This window comes from uncultured Rhodococcus sp., from assembly GCF_963525155.1.
In the GTDB taxonomy this organism is placed as follows: domain Bacteria; phylum Actinomycetota; class Actinomycetes; order Mycobacteriales; family Mycobacteriaceae; genus Rhodococcus_F; species Rhodococcus_F qingshengii.
In genome coordinates this window covers 22,556-36,222 of sequence record NZ_CAURKP010000041.1, presented here as the reverse complement: position 1 = coordinate 36,222, position 13,667 = coordinate 22,556, and the positions used below count along the sequence as shown (strand labels likewise).

Sequence of the window (13,667 nt, the reverse complement as noted above, 5' to 3'; positions counted from 1 at the left end):
CTCGCAGACCCGGCACGAACGGTGTCCTCGATCGCGCGAGAAGTGGGCTACTCGAGCCCCTTTGCGCTCACGACGGCCTTCACCCGACATCACGGAATGAGCCCGAAGATGTACCGCCAGACCCGCTGTGCGCCTTTATTAACCGCCCGCGGTTAATAAAGGCGCACAGCAAATACCTCAATGAGCCGAAACCGCCGCCAACTCGCGGGAGCAATGACGAACTCCGCTGAGCGCACCGAGCAGGCCGGCGGCCTTGATCGCCTGGTACCCGCCCACGAGATCGGTGGCCTTGTGCAGACCCAACTGCTGCAACGACGCTGCGGCCAGGCTCGAGGTGTAACCCTCGGAGCAGACGATCACCCACTCGACGTCGTGGTCGGTGGCCAACGCGAGGTGCGCGCTGCTGGTGGGGTCGAGGCGCCATTCGAGCACGTTCCGCTCGATCGCGAGTGCACCGGGAAGAGTTCCCTCGATGGCGCGCTGCGCCTGCGGGCGAATGTCGACGAAGATCGCGCCGCGGTGGAAGGCTTCGGTGAGCTGGAAGACGTACATACGATCGATCTGTGCGCGAGCGTCGTCGAGCATTTGGTCGATGGTCATTTGGTGCCCCCCTCGGGCAAATCGGTCAGCTCGGTACGGGTGCGGCGAAGTGTCCGGTGATCCGTCACTTCGTAGAAGGACATTGCCGTCAGCGGCGGCGAGTAGGCGTGAACACTCAGAGTCGGTGCATCAGAGCTGATTTCGATCGGAGCACCGGGAGCATCCGTCGAACGCACGACATCGTGAACCCATCCGAGCGGGAACGAAGCCTGATCGCCGGCGTCGAGCTGGCGTTCCACCAGGGCGTCACCGGCCCAACGGAATTCGGTGAGCGAACCACTGAGGACGGTCAAGGCGCCGAACGAGCCTGCGTGGTCGTGCAATTCGGTGTTGCGTTCGGGCACCCAACTGATGAGCCACACATCGACGTCGTCGTCCGCGTGCAAGCGGGTGGACCAACGGTCGAGCGTCGGGAAGGTGTCGGGGATGAGGTGATCGAAACGGCCGTCGAGCACGCCGTTTGCTCCCTCGTCGGTCAGCCGCAGCAGATCGGCCGGGCGAAGGCGGGTGGGCAACGACGCACCACTCGGGCGGCGTCCGGACACCCCACGATTAGCGCTACGACCTGCGGAAACAGCACGGTCAGCAGTAAGAGTCGGGGCCAAAACAGAGAGATCTGCAGAATATGTGGATAGCACGAGCTAGCTCCAAGGAATGTGAATTGGTCAAGGCAGCGGTCAGCCTCGACAACACTCCTGAGCACCCATGCAGCGATTCACGAGCACCATTGTGGCATAACTTTTGCAATCGCGAAACCGCTGGAACGAAACCATCGATCAGGCGACGGGTCGTCGACCGGATCCACGACGCGCCTGATTGCGCTCGAAGACCAACCTCAGCCCCTCGAGAGTGAGGTCCCGTTCGAGGTGATCGATGGTGTCGGACTCGGGAATGATCAGCGGTGCGCTGTCCCCGGTCGCGATCACGGAGACGTCGTCACCACCGAACTCCGGTAGTTCGTCGCGGACGCGGTTGACCAATCCGTCGACGAGGCCCGCAAAGCCGAATACCGCACCGGACTGCATGCATTCGACGGTATTCTTGCCGACCACCGAACGCGGGCGCACCAATTCGACCTTGCGCAGCGCAGCGGACTGCGACGCCAAGGCATCAGTCGAGATCTCGAGTCCGGGCGCGATGCAGCCGCCCAGAAACTCACCCTTGGCGGAAACGACGTCGACACAGGTCGACGTACCGAAGTCCACGACAATGCATGGCCCCTCGTAAAGATGGTGAGCGGCAAGGCTGTTGACGATCCGGTCGGCTCCCACCTCTTTGGGGTTGTCCACCAGCAGTGGCACACCGGTGCGAATACCCGGTTCGACCACCACATGGGGAACGTGACCCCAGTACCGCTCGAGCATCACACGGATTTCGCGCAAGACGGACGGCACTGTCGACAGCGCCGCAACGCCGGTGATCTGATCGACATGAGAACCCAACAGCCCACGGAAGGTCAACGCCAACTCGTCGGCAGTCATCCGAGGATCGGTTCGCATTCGCCAGTCCTGCAACAGCTTCGAATACTCACCAGTCCCGGAGAACAGACCGAGAACGATGTTGGTGTTCCGGACGTCGACCGTGAGCAGCATGGATTACACCAGGCTGGATTCGCGCGAGGCCTCGAGCGTCGACAGCATGCGTGGGGTGATCAGACCCGAACCCTCCGGCGCGTGAGCCGGGTCGGAACCGAGTTCGATCTGCTTGTTGTCGGCATCGACGAAGACTACGCGCGGGGAGTACTCCTTGACTTCCTGCTCGTTCATCACGCCGTAGGCGATGAGGATGACCAGGTCGCCTGGCTTGACCAGATGCGCTGCCGCACCGTTGATTCCGATGACACCAGTTCCGCGCTCGCCGGCAATGACGTACGTCTCGAGACGCGCACCGTTGTCGATGTCGACGATGCACACCTGTTCGCCTTCGAGGAGGTCTGCGGCGTCCATCAGATCCTGGTCGACGGTGACGGAGCCGACGTAATGCAGGTCGGCGTGAGTCACGGTGGCGCGGTGGATCTTCGACTTCATCATCGTGCGAAACATATCCAGGTCCTTACTCGTGAAAAGTGCTCAGTGAGACAGCAGGTCGTCGATGGCGTCGGCGGATGGGTCGGTGTCACGCTCGAGGAAGCCGGTTCCCACCGCGACACCGACGTTGTCGATCAAACGGGTGGTTCCGAGCTTGGCGGCCACCAACAGTCGGCCGTCACCCCGCTCGGGCGCGGGGCCCAGATCGACGCCCCGAACCTCGAGGTAGTCGACCTCGATTTCCGGAACAGCTGCCAGAACAGCGCTTGCGGTTTCCAGGATTGCTTCCGCGCCCCCAGCCGCCGCGTGTGCACCGGCGATCAGAGCGGCGGACAGCGCGACCGCTGCCGCGCGCTGGTTCTCGTCGAGGTAGCGATTGCGAGAGGACAACGCGAGGCCGTCGAACTCGCGAACCGTCGGAACTCCGATGATCTGTACGTCGAAATTGAGATCCCACACCATCTGACGGATGAGCGTCAGCTGCTGGTAGTCCTTCTCACCGAAGTACGCGTGATTGGGTGCCGCGATCTGCAGCAGCTTCGCCACTACCGTCAGCATTCCCGCGAAGTGAGTGGGGCGCGCTCCGCCTTCGAGTTCGCTACCCAACGGGCCCGGCACGATGGTGGTGCGCTGGCCCCGCGGGTACATCGTCTTGGCGCTCGGCGCGAACACCAATTCGACGCCCTCTGCGCGCAACAGGTCGAGATCCGCATCGAGAGTGCGCGGGTACGCGTCCAGGTCTTCACCGGCACCGAACTGGAGCGGGTTCACGAAGATGGAAACGATCACGACGGCGCCGGTGACCTTGGCCTGACGAACCAGTTCGATGTGGCCGGCATGCAGCGCACCCATCGTCGGAACGAGCGCCACCTGACGCCCGACACCTCGCAGTGCCCGCGAGACGCGCCGAAGCTTGTCCGGATCGTGGTGCACCGTCAGTTCGCCGCGCTTGTATCCGCCCTGCAGATCACTCACGACGGTCACCTCCCGTTTCAGTCAAGATGTCGAACAATTCGGTGGGGGCGCCCACCCGCTGGGCCGATCGCAAGGACATCGCCCGATAGCCGGCAGCGAGCTCCGGATCCAGGTCTGTCAGTACGCGCAAATGTGTGTCGACGGCAGCAGCGTCGCCGCGTGCCACCGGGCCGGTCAACGCCGAGGGACCGCGTCGTAGCGCGTTGTCCAAGGCCGCCGACAGCAGCGGCTGCAGGACTCGCTCGGCCACTCCACCCGGATCGCCGTCGACCAACTGCTGACCGAGCAGCTCGTCACCTTGCAACGACGCTCGCAGGGCCTCGACGGCGTCGACCACGAGCGTGACCAGGTGATTACTGCCGTGAGCCAGTGCGGCGTGGTAGAGCGCGCGGTTCTCCTCGCGCACTCGGACGGGCTCGCCGCCGATCTCGAGGACCAGTGACTGCGCGATCGCGTAACCGATGTCGTCGGCAGCGGTGATTCCGAAGCATGCCGACGACAGCCGTGCGGTGTCCTCGTCGTGACCGGTGAACGTCATCGCCGGATGGATAGCCAGGGGCAGTGCGCCCAGTTCGGTGAGTGGAGTCAGGATCGCGATCCCGTTGGCACCGGACGTATGGGCGACGAGCGTGCCCGGCTTGACGGCATGGGTGGCCGCCAGACCTCGAACAAGATCCGCAAGCTGATCGTCAGGAACGGCGAGAATCAGCAACTCGGAACGAGCTGCGACGTCGGCAGCCGGAAGAATTTCGGTATCGGGAAGCCGCTTCACAGCGCGGGCAACCGAGGCGCTGGAAACGGCGGAGCAAGCGCTGACAACATGACCGGCTCGCTCCAATGCGGCACCGACAGCTGTTCCGACCCGGCCTGCGGAGACAATTCCTACCGTCAATCGCGCAGGTGCAGGTCCATTAGTGATCCCGAAGGAAGTCACCGGATTCCTCTCGTTCGTTCCAGTCCCGCTCGGCGGGTACCAGACGTTCTGCGTCCGAGGATATCCTTCGCCCGAACCGTCATGCCATGGCCGGGCGAGTGATCTGCGACTCAGTCCTCTCGGCGACGGCGTCGACCGGAGCCTTCGGACGGGTTGTTCGAACTCAGATTCGCCATGATTTCGGCGACGGTCAATCCGTTGGAATGAGCACCACTGGCGGCATCTTCCGGGGCAGCACGGCGACGACGTCGCGGCTCCGCGTCAGGCTCCGCAGCGGATTCGGGTTCAGCTTCCGCGACAGCTTCGGGAACAACCGCGCGAACAACCTCGGGCACCTCTTCGACGACAGCGTCTTCGATGACGGCATCTTCGATGTTCGGGGCCTGGGCGGGAGCCTTGACTTCAGGCTCGACCGGCTCGACCGGCTCCGAATCCTTCTTCACCGGAACGTCTTTCACCGTTCGTGTCGGCGAGGAACTCACCGGAGAACTCGGTGCTTGGTTCCCGCTCTGGGGCTTCTGCGTCTCTTGTGGCTTCTGCGTCTCTCGAGACTTCTGGGTCGGGATGACGCGCGGCGCCACGAAGCTGCTGTCACGCCACGACGTCTCCGCGAACACGACGGTTGTCTCAGCAGTCACCGGATCGTCGTTGGGCGATGCCAAGCCGCCGACGTTCGGTGCCGGTTGGCTGGGTCCGTTCTGGCCGGCGCCGGGAACGTACAACCCCGACGGTGCCGGCTGGTACGCGCCGTACGAACTACCGCCAAGTTCCGGTACTCGCGTGGAATCGGTCTTGAGCGCGGTCTGTTCGGGCAGCAGTCCACCTTCGAACAGTGCTTCGAGGTTTCGGCGCAGCGCCACCAATTCGGCGCGCAGCCCGGCCAGTTCCTCCGCGTCCGCGGTCACCTCACGTCGCACGCGACCTTCGACGCTCAGTTCGTACTCGCGTCGAGCAGAAATTTCACGTTCGAGCTGCAGTTCGTACACGGTCTGCAGATCGGCAACCTTGGCTTTGTCCAGTGCCGACTCACGCCGATACTTGGTCATGGCGATAGCGCCGAGGGTGGCTGCCCACAGAGCGACGACCAGACCCACCCGAAGAAGCTGAACGCTGTTGCTGAAAATCAGAAACAGCGAAGCAATGACAGCAAGTGCCAGAAGAGCAGCAATGATCATCTGGCTCGCGCTGCGCTTGCTTCGGCGCGCAGACTTCGATCGACCAGAATTTGTCATGGTTGCCAGGGTACTTGCCGAGACCGGGGTCGCCACGTACCTCGGTGGGTGATTTGCCGACCAGGCTGTCAGTGCGCAGGCTCGTCAGGTGTATCTTCCGGCGTCTTGCAACAATGTTCGAGCCACAGAGCTGCCGCTACCAGCGCAATTGCGGCGCCCAACCCCACCCACGCGCCCGGCGTGTCGGAGGCTGCAGCCTGCAGAACTGAACGCTGTGGGATGAGATACACCAGCACTCCGACCCAGACACCGACGGTAGCTGAACCGACCAAAGCGGATGCTTTGGCCAATGCCAGCGCTCGGGCGGCGGTGATCGGATGAAGCTGTCTGAGTCCGTCGCCGACCTGCCGGTTCTTGACGCGTGAACGAATGACAAAAGCGAAGACGGCCTCGGCAACGGCGACGAAGTAGAGCGATGCTCCCGCATAAACGGGGATGGGCGGCATCGAACCGTAGAACACGCGAATCAGAATCCAGGTGGCCACGGCCGCCACTGCGGCGAGTACCGCGAGTTCACTGATCCGGGTCGGCTTCAAACCCTTGTCGTTTTCGGTCACCGCGCAAGCACCACATCGGTAGTGCGGACACCTTCGCGCTCAGTGCTATCGAGGCCGTCGAGAATTTGTGCCACCGGCAACTTCTGGCCGTCGACGATCAGCGTCGCGTCAGGCTCGACGTCCAGCCAGGGAACGAGAACGAATGCCCGAAGATGCGCGCGCGGATGCGGAAGTGTGAGCACGGGATCGGAACTGACGACGCCTTCGCAGTCGACTACGTCCACGTCCAGGCTCCGTGGCCCCCACCGCTGTTCGCGCACCCGGTCTGCGGCTTCCTCGAGAGCTTGCGAGCGGCGAAGCCATTCAGCGGCATCGGCTTCGGGATCGTCGACCACCACCACCGCGTTGTAGAAATCCTGCTGCTCGACGCCACCCCACGGCGCGGTCGAGTAGACCGGTGAGACAGCAACGACGGCGCTGCCCAACCCGTCGACAACGGACTGTAGGTGAGCCACACTGTCGCCGATGTTGGAACCGATCGACAGAACAGCGCGCGTCATGCCGATCGGGTCCGATGTGCGACGACGGCGACGTCCGCAAAAACCAGCGGAATCGGTGCCGACGGTTTGTGGACAACAACCTCGACGCTCTCGACTCGCGAATCTTTCATGACGTCGTCGGCGATCTCAGCGGCGACGGTCTCGATGAGATCGCGCGACGGGCCGGCGACGATCGCTGCGGCGGCTTCCGCCAACTCGCCGTAGTGGAGGGTCTGCGTCAGGTCGTCCGACGCCGCGGCGGGAGCCAAGTCCATCCACACGGTGATGTCGATGAAGAAGTCCTGACCGTCACGCCTCTCGTGGTCGAACACTCCGTGATTGCCGCGAACCTTCAGTCCGCGCAATTCGATTCGGTCCCCCATGTCAGGCCCTTTCTCGTCCACGGTTCCAGGCGTCGACCACGGCAATGGCGTCGAGCGAAGCTTGTGCGTCGTGCACCCGAACTCCCCAGGCGCCTTCGCGCGCTGCAAGGGCGGAGACCACGGCCGTCGCAGTCTCGCGGCCACCAGGTGGACGCGGATTGCCGTCGGGATCGCTGAGCAGAGACCCCAGGAACCGCTTTCGGGAAGCGCCGACCAGTACCGGGAATCCGGTCGCGTTGAACTCGGGTAGTGCACGCAACAGTGCCCAGTTGTGGTCGGCGTTCTTAGCGAACCCGAGGCCGGGGTCGAGGATGATCGACGACGAATCGACCCCCGCCTTCAACGCCAGATCGACCTGCGACAGCAGTTCGTCACGGACATCGCGGACCACGTCGTCGTAGTGATCGGCGCTGCCACGATGGACATAGTCACCGGCCGAGCGCCAATGCATGAGGATCCAGGGCACTCCGGCGTCGGCCACAACGGAGGCCATGTCGGGGTCTGCGCGACCACCCGATACGTCGTTGACGATGCCTGCGCCCGCTTCGATCGCGGCGGCGGCGACGGAAGCACGCATCGTGTCGACGCTGACGCGAATTCCGGCTGCCACCAGTTCTTCGATCACCGGGGCAATTCGGTCCGCCTCGAGTTTCGGATCGACGCGGGTGGCTCCGGGACGCGTCGACTCGCCGCCGACGTCGACGATGTCGACGCCGATGCGTTGCAGTTCGAGTCCGCGAGCGATCGCCGCGTCACGATCGAGAAATTGACCACCGTCGGAAAACGAATCGGCGGTGACGTTCAGAATCCCCATCACGACCATCCGGGCCGGATCGCTGCCTGCAACGGGAGCCGCGGACATCTTGCTCACTTACGCAGGATGAGGTCCAGCGCTTCGGACCGCGAGGCCGCGCTGGATTGCAGGAGCCCACGAACCGCAGACGTGGTCGTGCTGGCTCCGGGCTTGCGGATACCGCGCATCGCCATGCACAGATGCTCGGCTTCGATGACGACGATGGCTCCACGCGGGTCGAGCTTGCGCATCAAAGCATCCGCGATCTGACTGGTCAGGCGTTCTTGAACCTGCGGACGCTTGGCGTACAGGTCGACGACGCGCGCGAGCTTCGACAAACCGGTGACCTTGCCCGACTTTCCCGGGATGTAGCCAACGTGAGCAACACCGTGGAAGGACACCAGGTGGTGCTCGCACGTCGAGAACATCGGAATGTCTCGCACGAGCACCAACTCCTGGTGACCCTCGTCGAAAGTTGTGTTCAACGCGTCGTCGGGTTCGGAGTACAGACCCGCGAAGATCTCCTTGTACGAGCGCGCAACCCGGGCCGGCGTATCGAGCAGGCCTGGGCGCTCCGGATCTTCACCGACCGCGATCAACAATTCCCGTACGGCAGCCTCTGCCCGCGCCTGATCGAACGGGCGGCCCGTTCCGAGCGACACCAGTTCACTGGCCACATCATTCACCGACAACCGAACTCTCCTCGAGAATTGTTCACAGGTCCCCCGCCGCAGAGCCTAGTGGCGCAAGGTCAGCGAGATCCGTCCGGTCCGTCCCAGCGAACGGTGCTCGGTCCCTCGTCCTCAGCCGAATGATGCGGCGGAGGAGTTTGCGGCTGTTCCGGTGCGGGGCTCTGCCACTGGTTTTCGCCGGTCGGGTTTCCCCGGTTCGGATCGGCGAAGGGTCCACTGTCCGGGTACTGCACCGGGTAATCGGGCTGCGCGGGGTAACGGCGGCCGGGATGCGGCTGCTCCGGGTACGCCTGCTGCCCCGGGTGCGGTTGACCGTACTGCCCCTGATCGGGCTGGGGCTGACCGTGTTGGGGCTGACCGTACTGGCCCTGCGACTGGTTCGGCGGGGTCGGATTCTGTCCACCGGTGTACCCACCCGACTGCTGTCCGGGGTACGTCGGCGACGGGTTCTCACGCGGAGGCCAACCCGGTGCCGACCATCCGGCGGGCGCTCCGTAGTCGGGTGTTCCCGGTTGCGGAGTCTGCTGCGGAGCACTCGGCTGCGGGTACGAAGGCTGTGCGTAGCCGTTCGAGGGTCCCTGGTTGCCGTTGTTGGGGAGACCACCGTTGTTGGGGAGACCACCGTTGGGGGCACCGCTGTTGGGTGCACCTGCCTTGACGAGAACAGGTGCGGCAGCGGGCTCCGGCCAGGTTTCGCCGCGCTCGATCGCAAGTTCGCGAGGAGTCTTCACCGGCGGACGATCCGAAGGCGTGCGCCCACCGAAATCGTTGAAAGCCGTGATGCGCGGACGCTTTTCGACGCCGGCAAGGATCTTCTCGAGGTCCTTGCGAGTCAACGTCTCACGCTCGAGCAGTTCGGTAGCGATGAGGTCGAGCGCATCGCGGTACTCGTTGAGGATTGCCCACGCTTCGGTGTGCGCTGCCTCGATGAGGTTGCGCACCTCTTCGTCGATTTCACGGGCGATCTCGTGTGAGTAGTCGGACTGAACGCCCATCGAACGGCCGAGGAACGGATCCCCGCCCTCCTGTCCGTAGCGAACCGCGCCAAGCTTGGCACTCATGCCGTATTCGGTGACCATCGCGCGGGCGATCTTGGTCGCCATGTCGATATCGGACGACGCTCCGGTGGTGGGCTCGTGGAACACCAACTCCTCGGCGGCGCGTCCACCCATTGCCATGACGAGACGAGCGATCATCTCCGAACGCGTCATCAAACCCTTGTCGTCCTCGGGCACGGTCATCGCGTGGCCACCCGTGCGACCGCGAGCGAGGATCGTGACCTTGTAGACCGGCTCGATGTCAGGCATTGCCCAAGCAGCCAGCGTGTGACCGCCCTCGTGGTACGCCGTGATCTTCTTCTCGTGCTCGCTGATGATGCGACTCTTACGCCGCGGTCCACCGACAACACGATCCACCGATTCCTCGAGCGAGGCTTCGGTGATGACGGTTCCGTTTTCGCGTGCGGTGAGCAGCGCAGCCTCGTTGATGACGTTGGCGAGATCAGCACCCGACATTCCGACGGTCCGCTTGGCGAGACCTTCGAGGTCGGCGTTGGGATCGATCGGCTTGCCCTGCGAGTGCACGCGCAGGATCGCGCGGCGACCGGCGAGGTCGGGGGCGCCGACCGGAATCTGGCGATCGAAGCGTCCCGGACGCAGCAGTGCGGGGTCGAGGATGTCGGGGCGGTTGGTTGCGGCGATCAAGATGATGCCGGTGCGATCACCGAAGCCGTCCATCTCGACGAGCAACTGGTTGAGTGTCTGCTCGCGCTCGTCGTGTCCGCCGCCCAGGCCTGCGCCGCGCTGACGACCGACGGCGTCGATCTCGTCGACGAAGATGATGCAGGGGCTGTTCTGCTTGGCCTGCTCGAACATGTCGCGAACACGCGAAGCACCGACACCGACGAACATCTCGACGAAGTCAGAACCGGAGATGGTGAAGAACGGGACGCCGGCTTCGCCTGCGACAGCGCGAGCGAGCAGCGTCTTACCGGTTCCGGGAGGGCCGTACAGCAGCACACCGCGCGGAATCTTGGCGCCGAGCGCCTGGTAGCGAGCCGGGTTCTGCAGGAAGTCCTTGATCTCGTACAGCTCTTCGACAGCCTCGTCCGCACCGGCGACGTCGGCGAACGTGGTTTTCGGCATGTCCTTGGTGAGCTGCTTGGCCTTCGACTTACCGAATCCCATGACTCCGCCGCGACCACCGCCGCCCTGCATCCGGTTCATGACGAAGAAGAAGATGCCGAACAGAATGATCATCGGCAGCACGAACAGAAGGATCGACGTCAGCCAGCTCTCCTGAGTGACCGTCGTGTTGAACTTGTCCGCACCGGCGCCTTCGACCTTGTCGAAGATCTGCTCCGACGCACTCGCGGGGTACTTCGCCAGGATCTGCGTCTTACCGTCGGTGGCGTCGTTGCCGTTCTTGAGCCACAGACGAACCTGCTGCTCACGGTCGTCGATCTGCGCCGACTCAACGTTCTTGGCGTCGAGTTGGGAGATCGCGACCGAGGTGTCGACGGTCTTGAAGTCGCGGGTGTCGTTGCTGAAGTAGCTGAAGGCATAGATCACCAACAGCACGACGGCTACGAGTAGCACGTTACGGAACACAGTCTTACGGTTCATACAGGTCGGCCGATGTGGCCGGTCCTTTCGAGAGTGCGGGTCTGCCAGGTCGCCTTCCGGCTGCCAACCGGACACCTGCAGGTTACCGCGATCGGCCCCATCGATGCCCGCCAGCGGCCGTGCCGCTTGGTTGGAACGGTCGTCACTGTGTTCAACGTGCGCATTGCCGATCAGGTTCCCGGGCTACGTCGCAGCACAGTTTCCTGTGAGCGAACACGCTCATAGTGGTTATCGTGCGTTTTTCCGACGCTTGTCCGTCGTTATTCGTCAGGCCGTGTCGGAGAGGATTCCCGCAACAGCGTCAGCGGCGCCCGATTGGTCACCGTCGATGATGCGGTGAGCGAGATGATCGAGTCGCGCAGACAGTCGAGCCGAGGATTCGGGCACGTCCGCCTGCTGGGCGATGGTCTCGTCGAGGTCAGCCAGTAAGCCACCTCCGGCCAGGTGCCTGACGCAGCGCCACGTCTCGGCGAAGTTTCTCGCGGTCCCGTCGTCGGTCAACATCGCGACCCGAAGCGCAGCGTTGGGATTCGACGCCGCCGCCCGAGCCAGGCCGGCCATGATCGCTTCCCTGGCGGCAGTCAGTTCGTCGACGGTTCGGTCCTGTAGCCGCACTCCCGAGTCCGCAGAGCGGCCCGCGTCGGGCGTCGGAGCTTCGCGAATCACCGCTCCGTTACCGTGCTGAATTTCGACTCTGCCCCGAATCTCGAGGGCCACGAGCGCTTGAGCCAGCGACGCGCGACTCACGCCGAGTTCGGCAGCCAGGCTGCGTTCGGGAGGAAGCCGATCGCCGGGCGAAAGACCTTGAGCCTCGATGAAATTCGAAATGTGCTCGGCCAACTGCTCGTACAGGCGCGGACGCTTCAATCGTCCGGGCAGGCCCGAGCGCGAGCCGGGCGATGACGTCGAATTCATGCCTCGGAGTGTACTTGACAAATGGAGCAGTGGCAGAGAGGCTAGGCCAATTCCAAGTGATGCAGACCACAAGCTGGTCGCGAACGGATTGAGAGTTCGATGGCAAATGTCATAGCCCTGTCAGTACTTGTCCTGGTGTTCGTCATATCCACCGTGAGGTCGGTGAACATGGGTGCGCTCGCCCTGGTGGCTGCCTTCGTCGTCGGAACACTGGTCTTCACCGTCGATACCAGCGAGATCCTCGACGGCTTCCCGGCCAGCCTCTTCGTCATCCTGGTCGGCGTCACCTACCTGTTCGCGCTGGCCAGAAACAACGGCACGGTCGACTGGATCATTCACGCGGCAGTCCGCGCGGTCAGAGGACGAGTGGCCCTCGTGCCGTGGGCGATGTTCGCGGTGTGCGCGGCCGTCACCGCCATGGGCGCGGTCAGTCCCGCTGCCGTCGCCATCATCGCGCCCGTGGCAATGGGCTTCGCCACCCGCTACCGGATCCACCCCATGCTGATGGGCTTCATGGTCGTCCAGGGCGCAACGGCGGGCAGCTTCTCCCCTATCGGAATCTTCGGTGTGATCACCAACGACGTCATGCGTCAGAACGGCCTCCCGTCGAGCCCGGCCTTGCTGTTCGTCTCGACCTTCGCGGCCGCGGCCGTTGTTGCTGCCATCGCGTACGTCTCGTTCGGCGGACGCGCGTTGATTGCGCGCGGCGCCTCCGAACGCGTGCTCGTCAACGCAGTCGGCAATGCGTCTGGCGGTGGCGACACCATCACCGGTTCGGGTTCCAGCGACAGCTCGAAGGGTGGCGGCAAGTCCTCGGGTGGGACCGCTCCGCACGAGGGAGCACTCAACCTCGAGCGGCGACTCACCCTGCTCGGACTGGCGTCGCTTGCACTCGGCGCCTTGGTCTTCGACCTTGACGTCGGCTTCACCGCACTGACTGTCGCGGTACTTCTCACCCTGATCTTCCCGGCCTCCGCCCGCGGCGCCGTCGACAAGATCAGCTGGGGCACCGTGCTCCTCATCGGCGGAATCGTCACGTACGTCGCTCTTCTGCAGAACCAGAACACCGTCCAGTGGCTCGGGGATTCTGTTGCACACGTGGGGATTCCACTTCTCGCAGCCTTCTTGATCTGCCTGATCGGCGCGATCGTGTCGGCGTTTGCATCCACCACGGGAATCCTCGGCGCACTCATCCCTTTGGCAATTCCATTCCTCATGACCGGTCAGGTCAATGCAACCGGTCTGGTCATCGCGCTGGCAATCTCCTCGTCTCTGGTCGATTGCAGTCCGTTCTCGACCAACGGCGCGCTGGTGGTCGCGAACGCCGCTCCGGAAGAACGCGACGTGGTGTTCGGGCTGACGATGCGGTGGGGCATGACCATCATGGTGGTGACGCCGATTCTCGCCTGGCTGCTGTTCGTTGTTCCATGGTCCGTCTGAATCTTCGCTCAAAGAA

At 63.7% G+C, this 13,667-nt stretch carries 16 protein-coding genes; 2 read left to right on the top strand and 14 right to left on the bottom strand.

What is annotated here, in order from left to right; genetic code table 11:
* The coding region (locus RWT78_RS11535; RefSeq protein ID WP_399551761.1) for a helix-turn-helix domain-containing protein at positions 1-156 on the top strand (156 nt) is incomplete at its 5' end.
* A gap of 21 nt (positions 157-177) precedes the next feature.
* Here the strand turns inward: RWT78_RS11535 and RWT78_RS11530 are convergent.
* The 14 genes from RWT78_RS11530 to RWT78_RS11465 all read right to left on the bottom strand — a co-directional run bounded on the left by RWT78_RS11530 (position 178) and on the right by RWT78_RS11465 (position 12,211).
* Positions 178-600, bottom strand: a complete 423-nt coding sequence (locus RWT78_RS11530) for a rhodanese-like domain-containing protein (protein ID WP_003945445.1) — start codon at positions 598-600, stop codon at positions 178-180.
* Positions 597-1,145, bottom strand: coding sequence for a cysteine dioxygenase family protein (locus tag RWT78_RS11525; RefSeq protein WP_314675728.1), 549 nt, complete (start codon positions 1,143-1,145; stop codon positions 597-599). Before RWT78_RS11525 ends, RWT78_RS11530 begins: the two co-directional genes overlap by 4 nt.
* Before the next feature lie 231 nt (positions 1,146-1,376).
* Positions 1,377-2,192 carry a type III pantothenate kinase gene (locus RWT78_RS11520; protein WP_007726991.1) on the bottom strand — a complete coding sequence of 272 codons (816 nt, stop codon included), beginning with the start codon at positions 2,190-2,192 and terminating at the stop codon, positions 1,377-1,379.
* A gap of 3 nt (positions 2,193-2,195) precedes the next feature.
* Complete coding sequence (gene panD / locus RWT78_RS11515; RefSeq protein WP_003945761.1) at positions 2,196-2,642, bottom strand: aspartate 1-decarboxylase; 447 nt, start codon at positions 2,640-2,642, stop codon at positions 2,196-2,198.
* 27 nt (positions 2,643-2,669) lie between these two features.
* The gene (gene panC / locus RWT78_RS11510; RefSeq protein WP_219466658.1) at positions 2,670-3,602 is read right to left on the bottom strand and encodes a pantoate--beta-alanine ligase; all 933 of its coding nucleotides are present in this window, start codon (positions 3,600-3,602) and stop codon (positions 2,670-2,672) included.
* Positions 3,595-4,536, bottom strand: coding sequence for a Rossmann-like and DUF2520 domain-containing protein (locus RWT78_RS11505; RefSeq protein ID WP_003945822.1), 942 nt, complete (start codon positions 4,534-4,536; stop codon positions 3,595-3,597). The genes panC and RWT78_RS11505 overlap by 8 nt, the downstream gene beginning before the upstream one ends.
* Before the next feature lie 110 nt (positions 4,537-4,646).
* Positions 4,647-5,768: a DUF6779 domain-containing protein gene (locus tag RWT78_RS11500; RefSeq protein WP_314675727.1), complete on the bottom strand. Its 1,122-nt coding sequence runs from the start codon at positions 5,766-5,768 to the stop codon at positions 4,647-4,649.
* A gap of 68 nt (positions 5,769-5,836) precedes the next feature.
* Positions 5,837-6,304, bottom strand: coding sequence for a DUF3180 domain-containing protein (locus RWT78_RS11495; protein ID WP_153213529.1), 468 nt, complete (start codon positions 6,302-6,304; stop codon positions 5,837-5,839).
* 17 nt (positions 6,305-6,321) lie between these two features.
* Complete coding sequence (folK, locus tag RWT78_RS11490; protein WP_042923562.1) at positions 6,322-6,825, bottom strand: 2-amino-4-hydroxy-6-hydroxymethyldihydropteridine diphosphokinase; 504 nt, start codon at positions 6,823-6,825, stop codon at positions 6,322-6,324.
* On the bottom strand, positions 6,822-7,187 hold the full coding sequence (gene folB / locus RWT78_RS11485; protein ID WP_314675726.1) for a dihydroneopterin aldolase: 366 nt from the start codon (positions 7,185-7,187) through the stop codon (positions 6,822-6,824). Before folB ends, folK begins: the two co-directional genes overlap by 4 nt.
* A gap of 1 nt (position 7,188) precedes the next feature.
* On the bottom strand, positions 7,189-8,049 hold the full coding sequence (folP, locus tag RWT78_RS11480; protein WP_020968349.1) for a dihydropteroate synthase: 861 nt from the start codon (positions 8,047-8,049) through the stop codon (positions 7,189-7,191).
* A gap of 5 nt (positions 8,050-8,054) precedes the next feature.
* Positions 8,055-8,672 carry a GTP cyclohydrolase I FolE gene (gene folE, locus RWT78_RS11475; protein ID WP_019746783.1) on the bottom strand — a complete coding sequence of 206 codons (618 nt, stop codon included), beginning with the start codon at positions 8,670-8,672 and terminating at the stop codon, positions 8,055-8,057.
* Positions 8,673-8,731: 59 nt separating this feature from the next.
* A complete protein-coding gene (gene ftsH, locus RWT78_RS11470; protein WP_064075117.1) occupies positions 8,732-11,296 on the bottom strand; it encodes an ATP-dependent zinc metalloprotease FtsH in 2,565 nt (854 codons plus the stop codon).
* 267 nt (positions 11,297-11,563) lie between these two features.
* On the bottom strand, positions 11,564-12,211 hold the full coding sequence (locus tag RWT78_RS11465) for a FadR/GntR family transcriptional regulator (protein ID WP_070161950.1): 648 nt from the start codon (positions 12,209-12,211) through the stop codon (positions 11,564-11,566).
* A gap of 99 nt (positions 12,212-12,310) precedes the next feature.
* Here RWT78_RS11465 and RWT78_RS11460 point away from each other — a divergent pair, with 99 nt between their 5' ends.
* Positions 12,311-13,651: an SLC13 family permease gene (locus RWT78_RS11460; protein WP_269614204.1), complete on the top strand. Its 1,341-nt coding sequence runs from the start codon at positions 12,311-12,313 to the stop codon at positions 13,649-13,651.
* The last annotated feature ends 16 nt before the right edge of the window (positions 13,652-13,667 follow it).

Excerpts from the sequence above, each read along its gene's own strand:
- RWT78_RS11530 (WP_003945445.1), bottom strand. The coding sequence starts at position 600 with ATGACCATCGACCAAATGCTCGACGACGCTCGCGCACAGATCGATCGT.
- RWT78_RS11520 (WP_007726991.1), bottom strand. The coding sequence starts at position 2,192 with ATGCTGCTCACGGTCGACGTCCGGAACACCAACATCGTTCTCGGTCTG.
- panD (WP_003945761.1), bottom strand. The coding sequence starts at position 2,642 with ATGTTTCGCACGATGATGAAGTCGAAGATCCACCGCGCCACCGTGACT.
- RWT78_RS11500 (WP_314675727.1), bottom strand. The coding sequence starts at position 5,768 with ATGACAAATTCTGGTCGATCGAAGTCTGCGCGCCGAAGCAAGCGCAGC.
- folK (WP_042923562.1), bottom strand. The coding sequence starts at position 6,825 with ATGACGCGCGCTGTTCTGTCGATCGGTTCCAACATCGGCGACAGTGTG.
- folB (WP_314675726.1), bottom strand. The coding sequence starts at position 7,187 with ATGGGGGACCGAATCGAATTGCGCGGACTGAAGGTTCGCGGCAATCAC.
- folP (WP_020968349.1), bottom strand. The coding sequence starts at position 8,049 with ATGTCCGCGGCTCCCGTTGCAGGCAGCGATCCGGCCCGGATGGTCGTG.
- ftsH (WP_064075117.1), bottom strand. The coding sequence starts at position 11,296 with ATGAACCGTAAGACTGTGTTCCGTAACGTGCTACTCGTAGCCGTCGTG.
- RWT78_RS11465 (WP_070161950.1), bottom strand. The coding sequence starts at position 12,211 with ATGAATTCGACGTCATCGCCCGGCTCGCGCTCGGGCCTGCCCGGACGA.
- RWT78_RS11460 (WP_269614204.1), top strand. The coding sequence starts at position 12,311 with ATGGCAAATGTCATAGCCCTGTCAGTACTTGTCCTGGTGTTCGTCATA.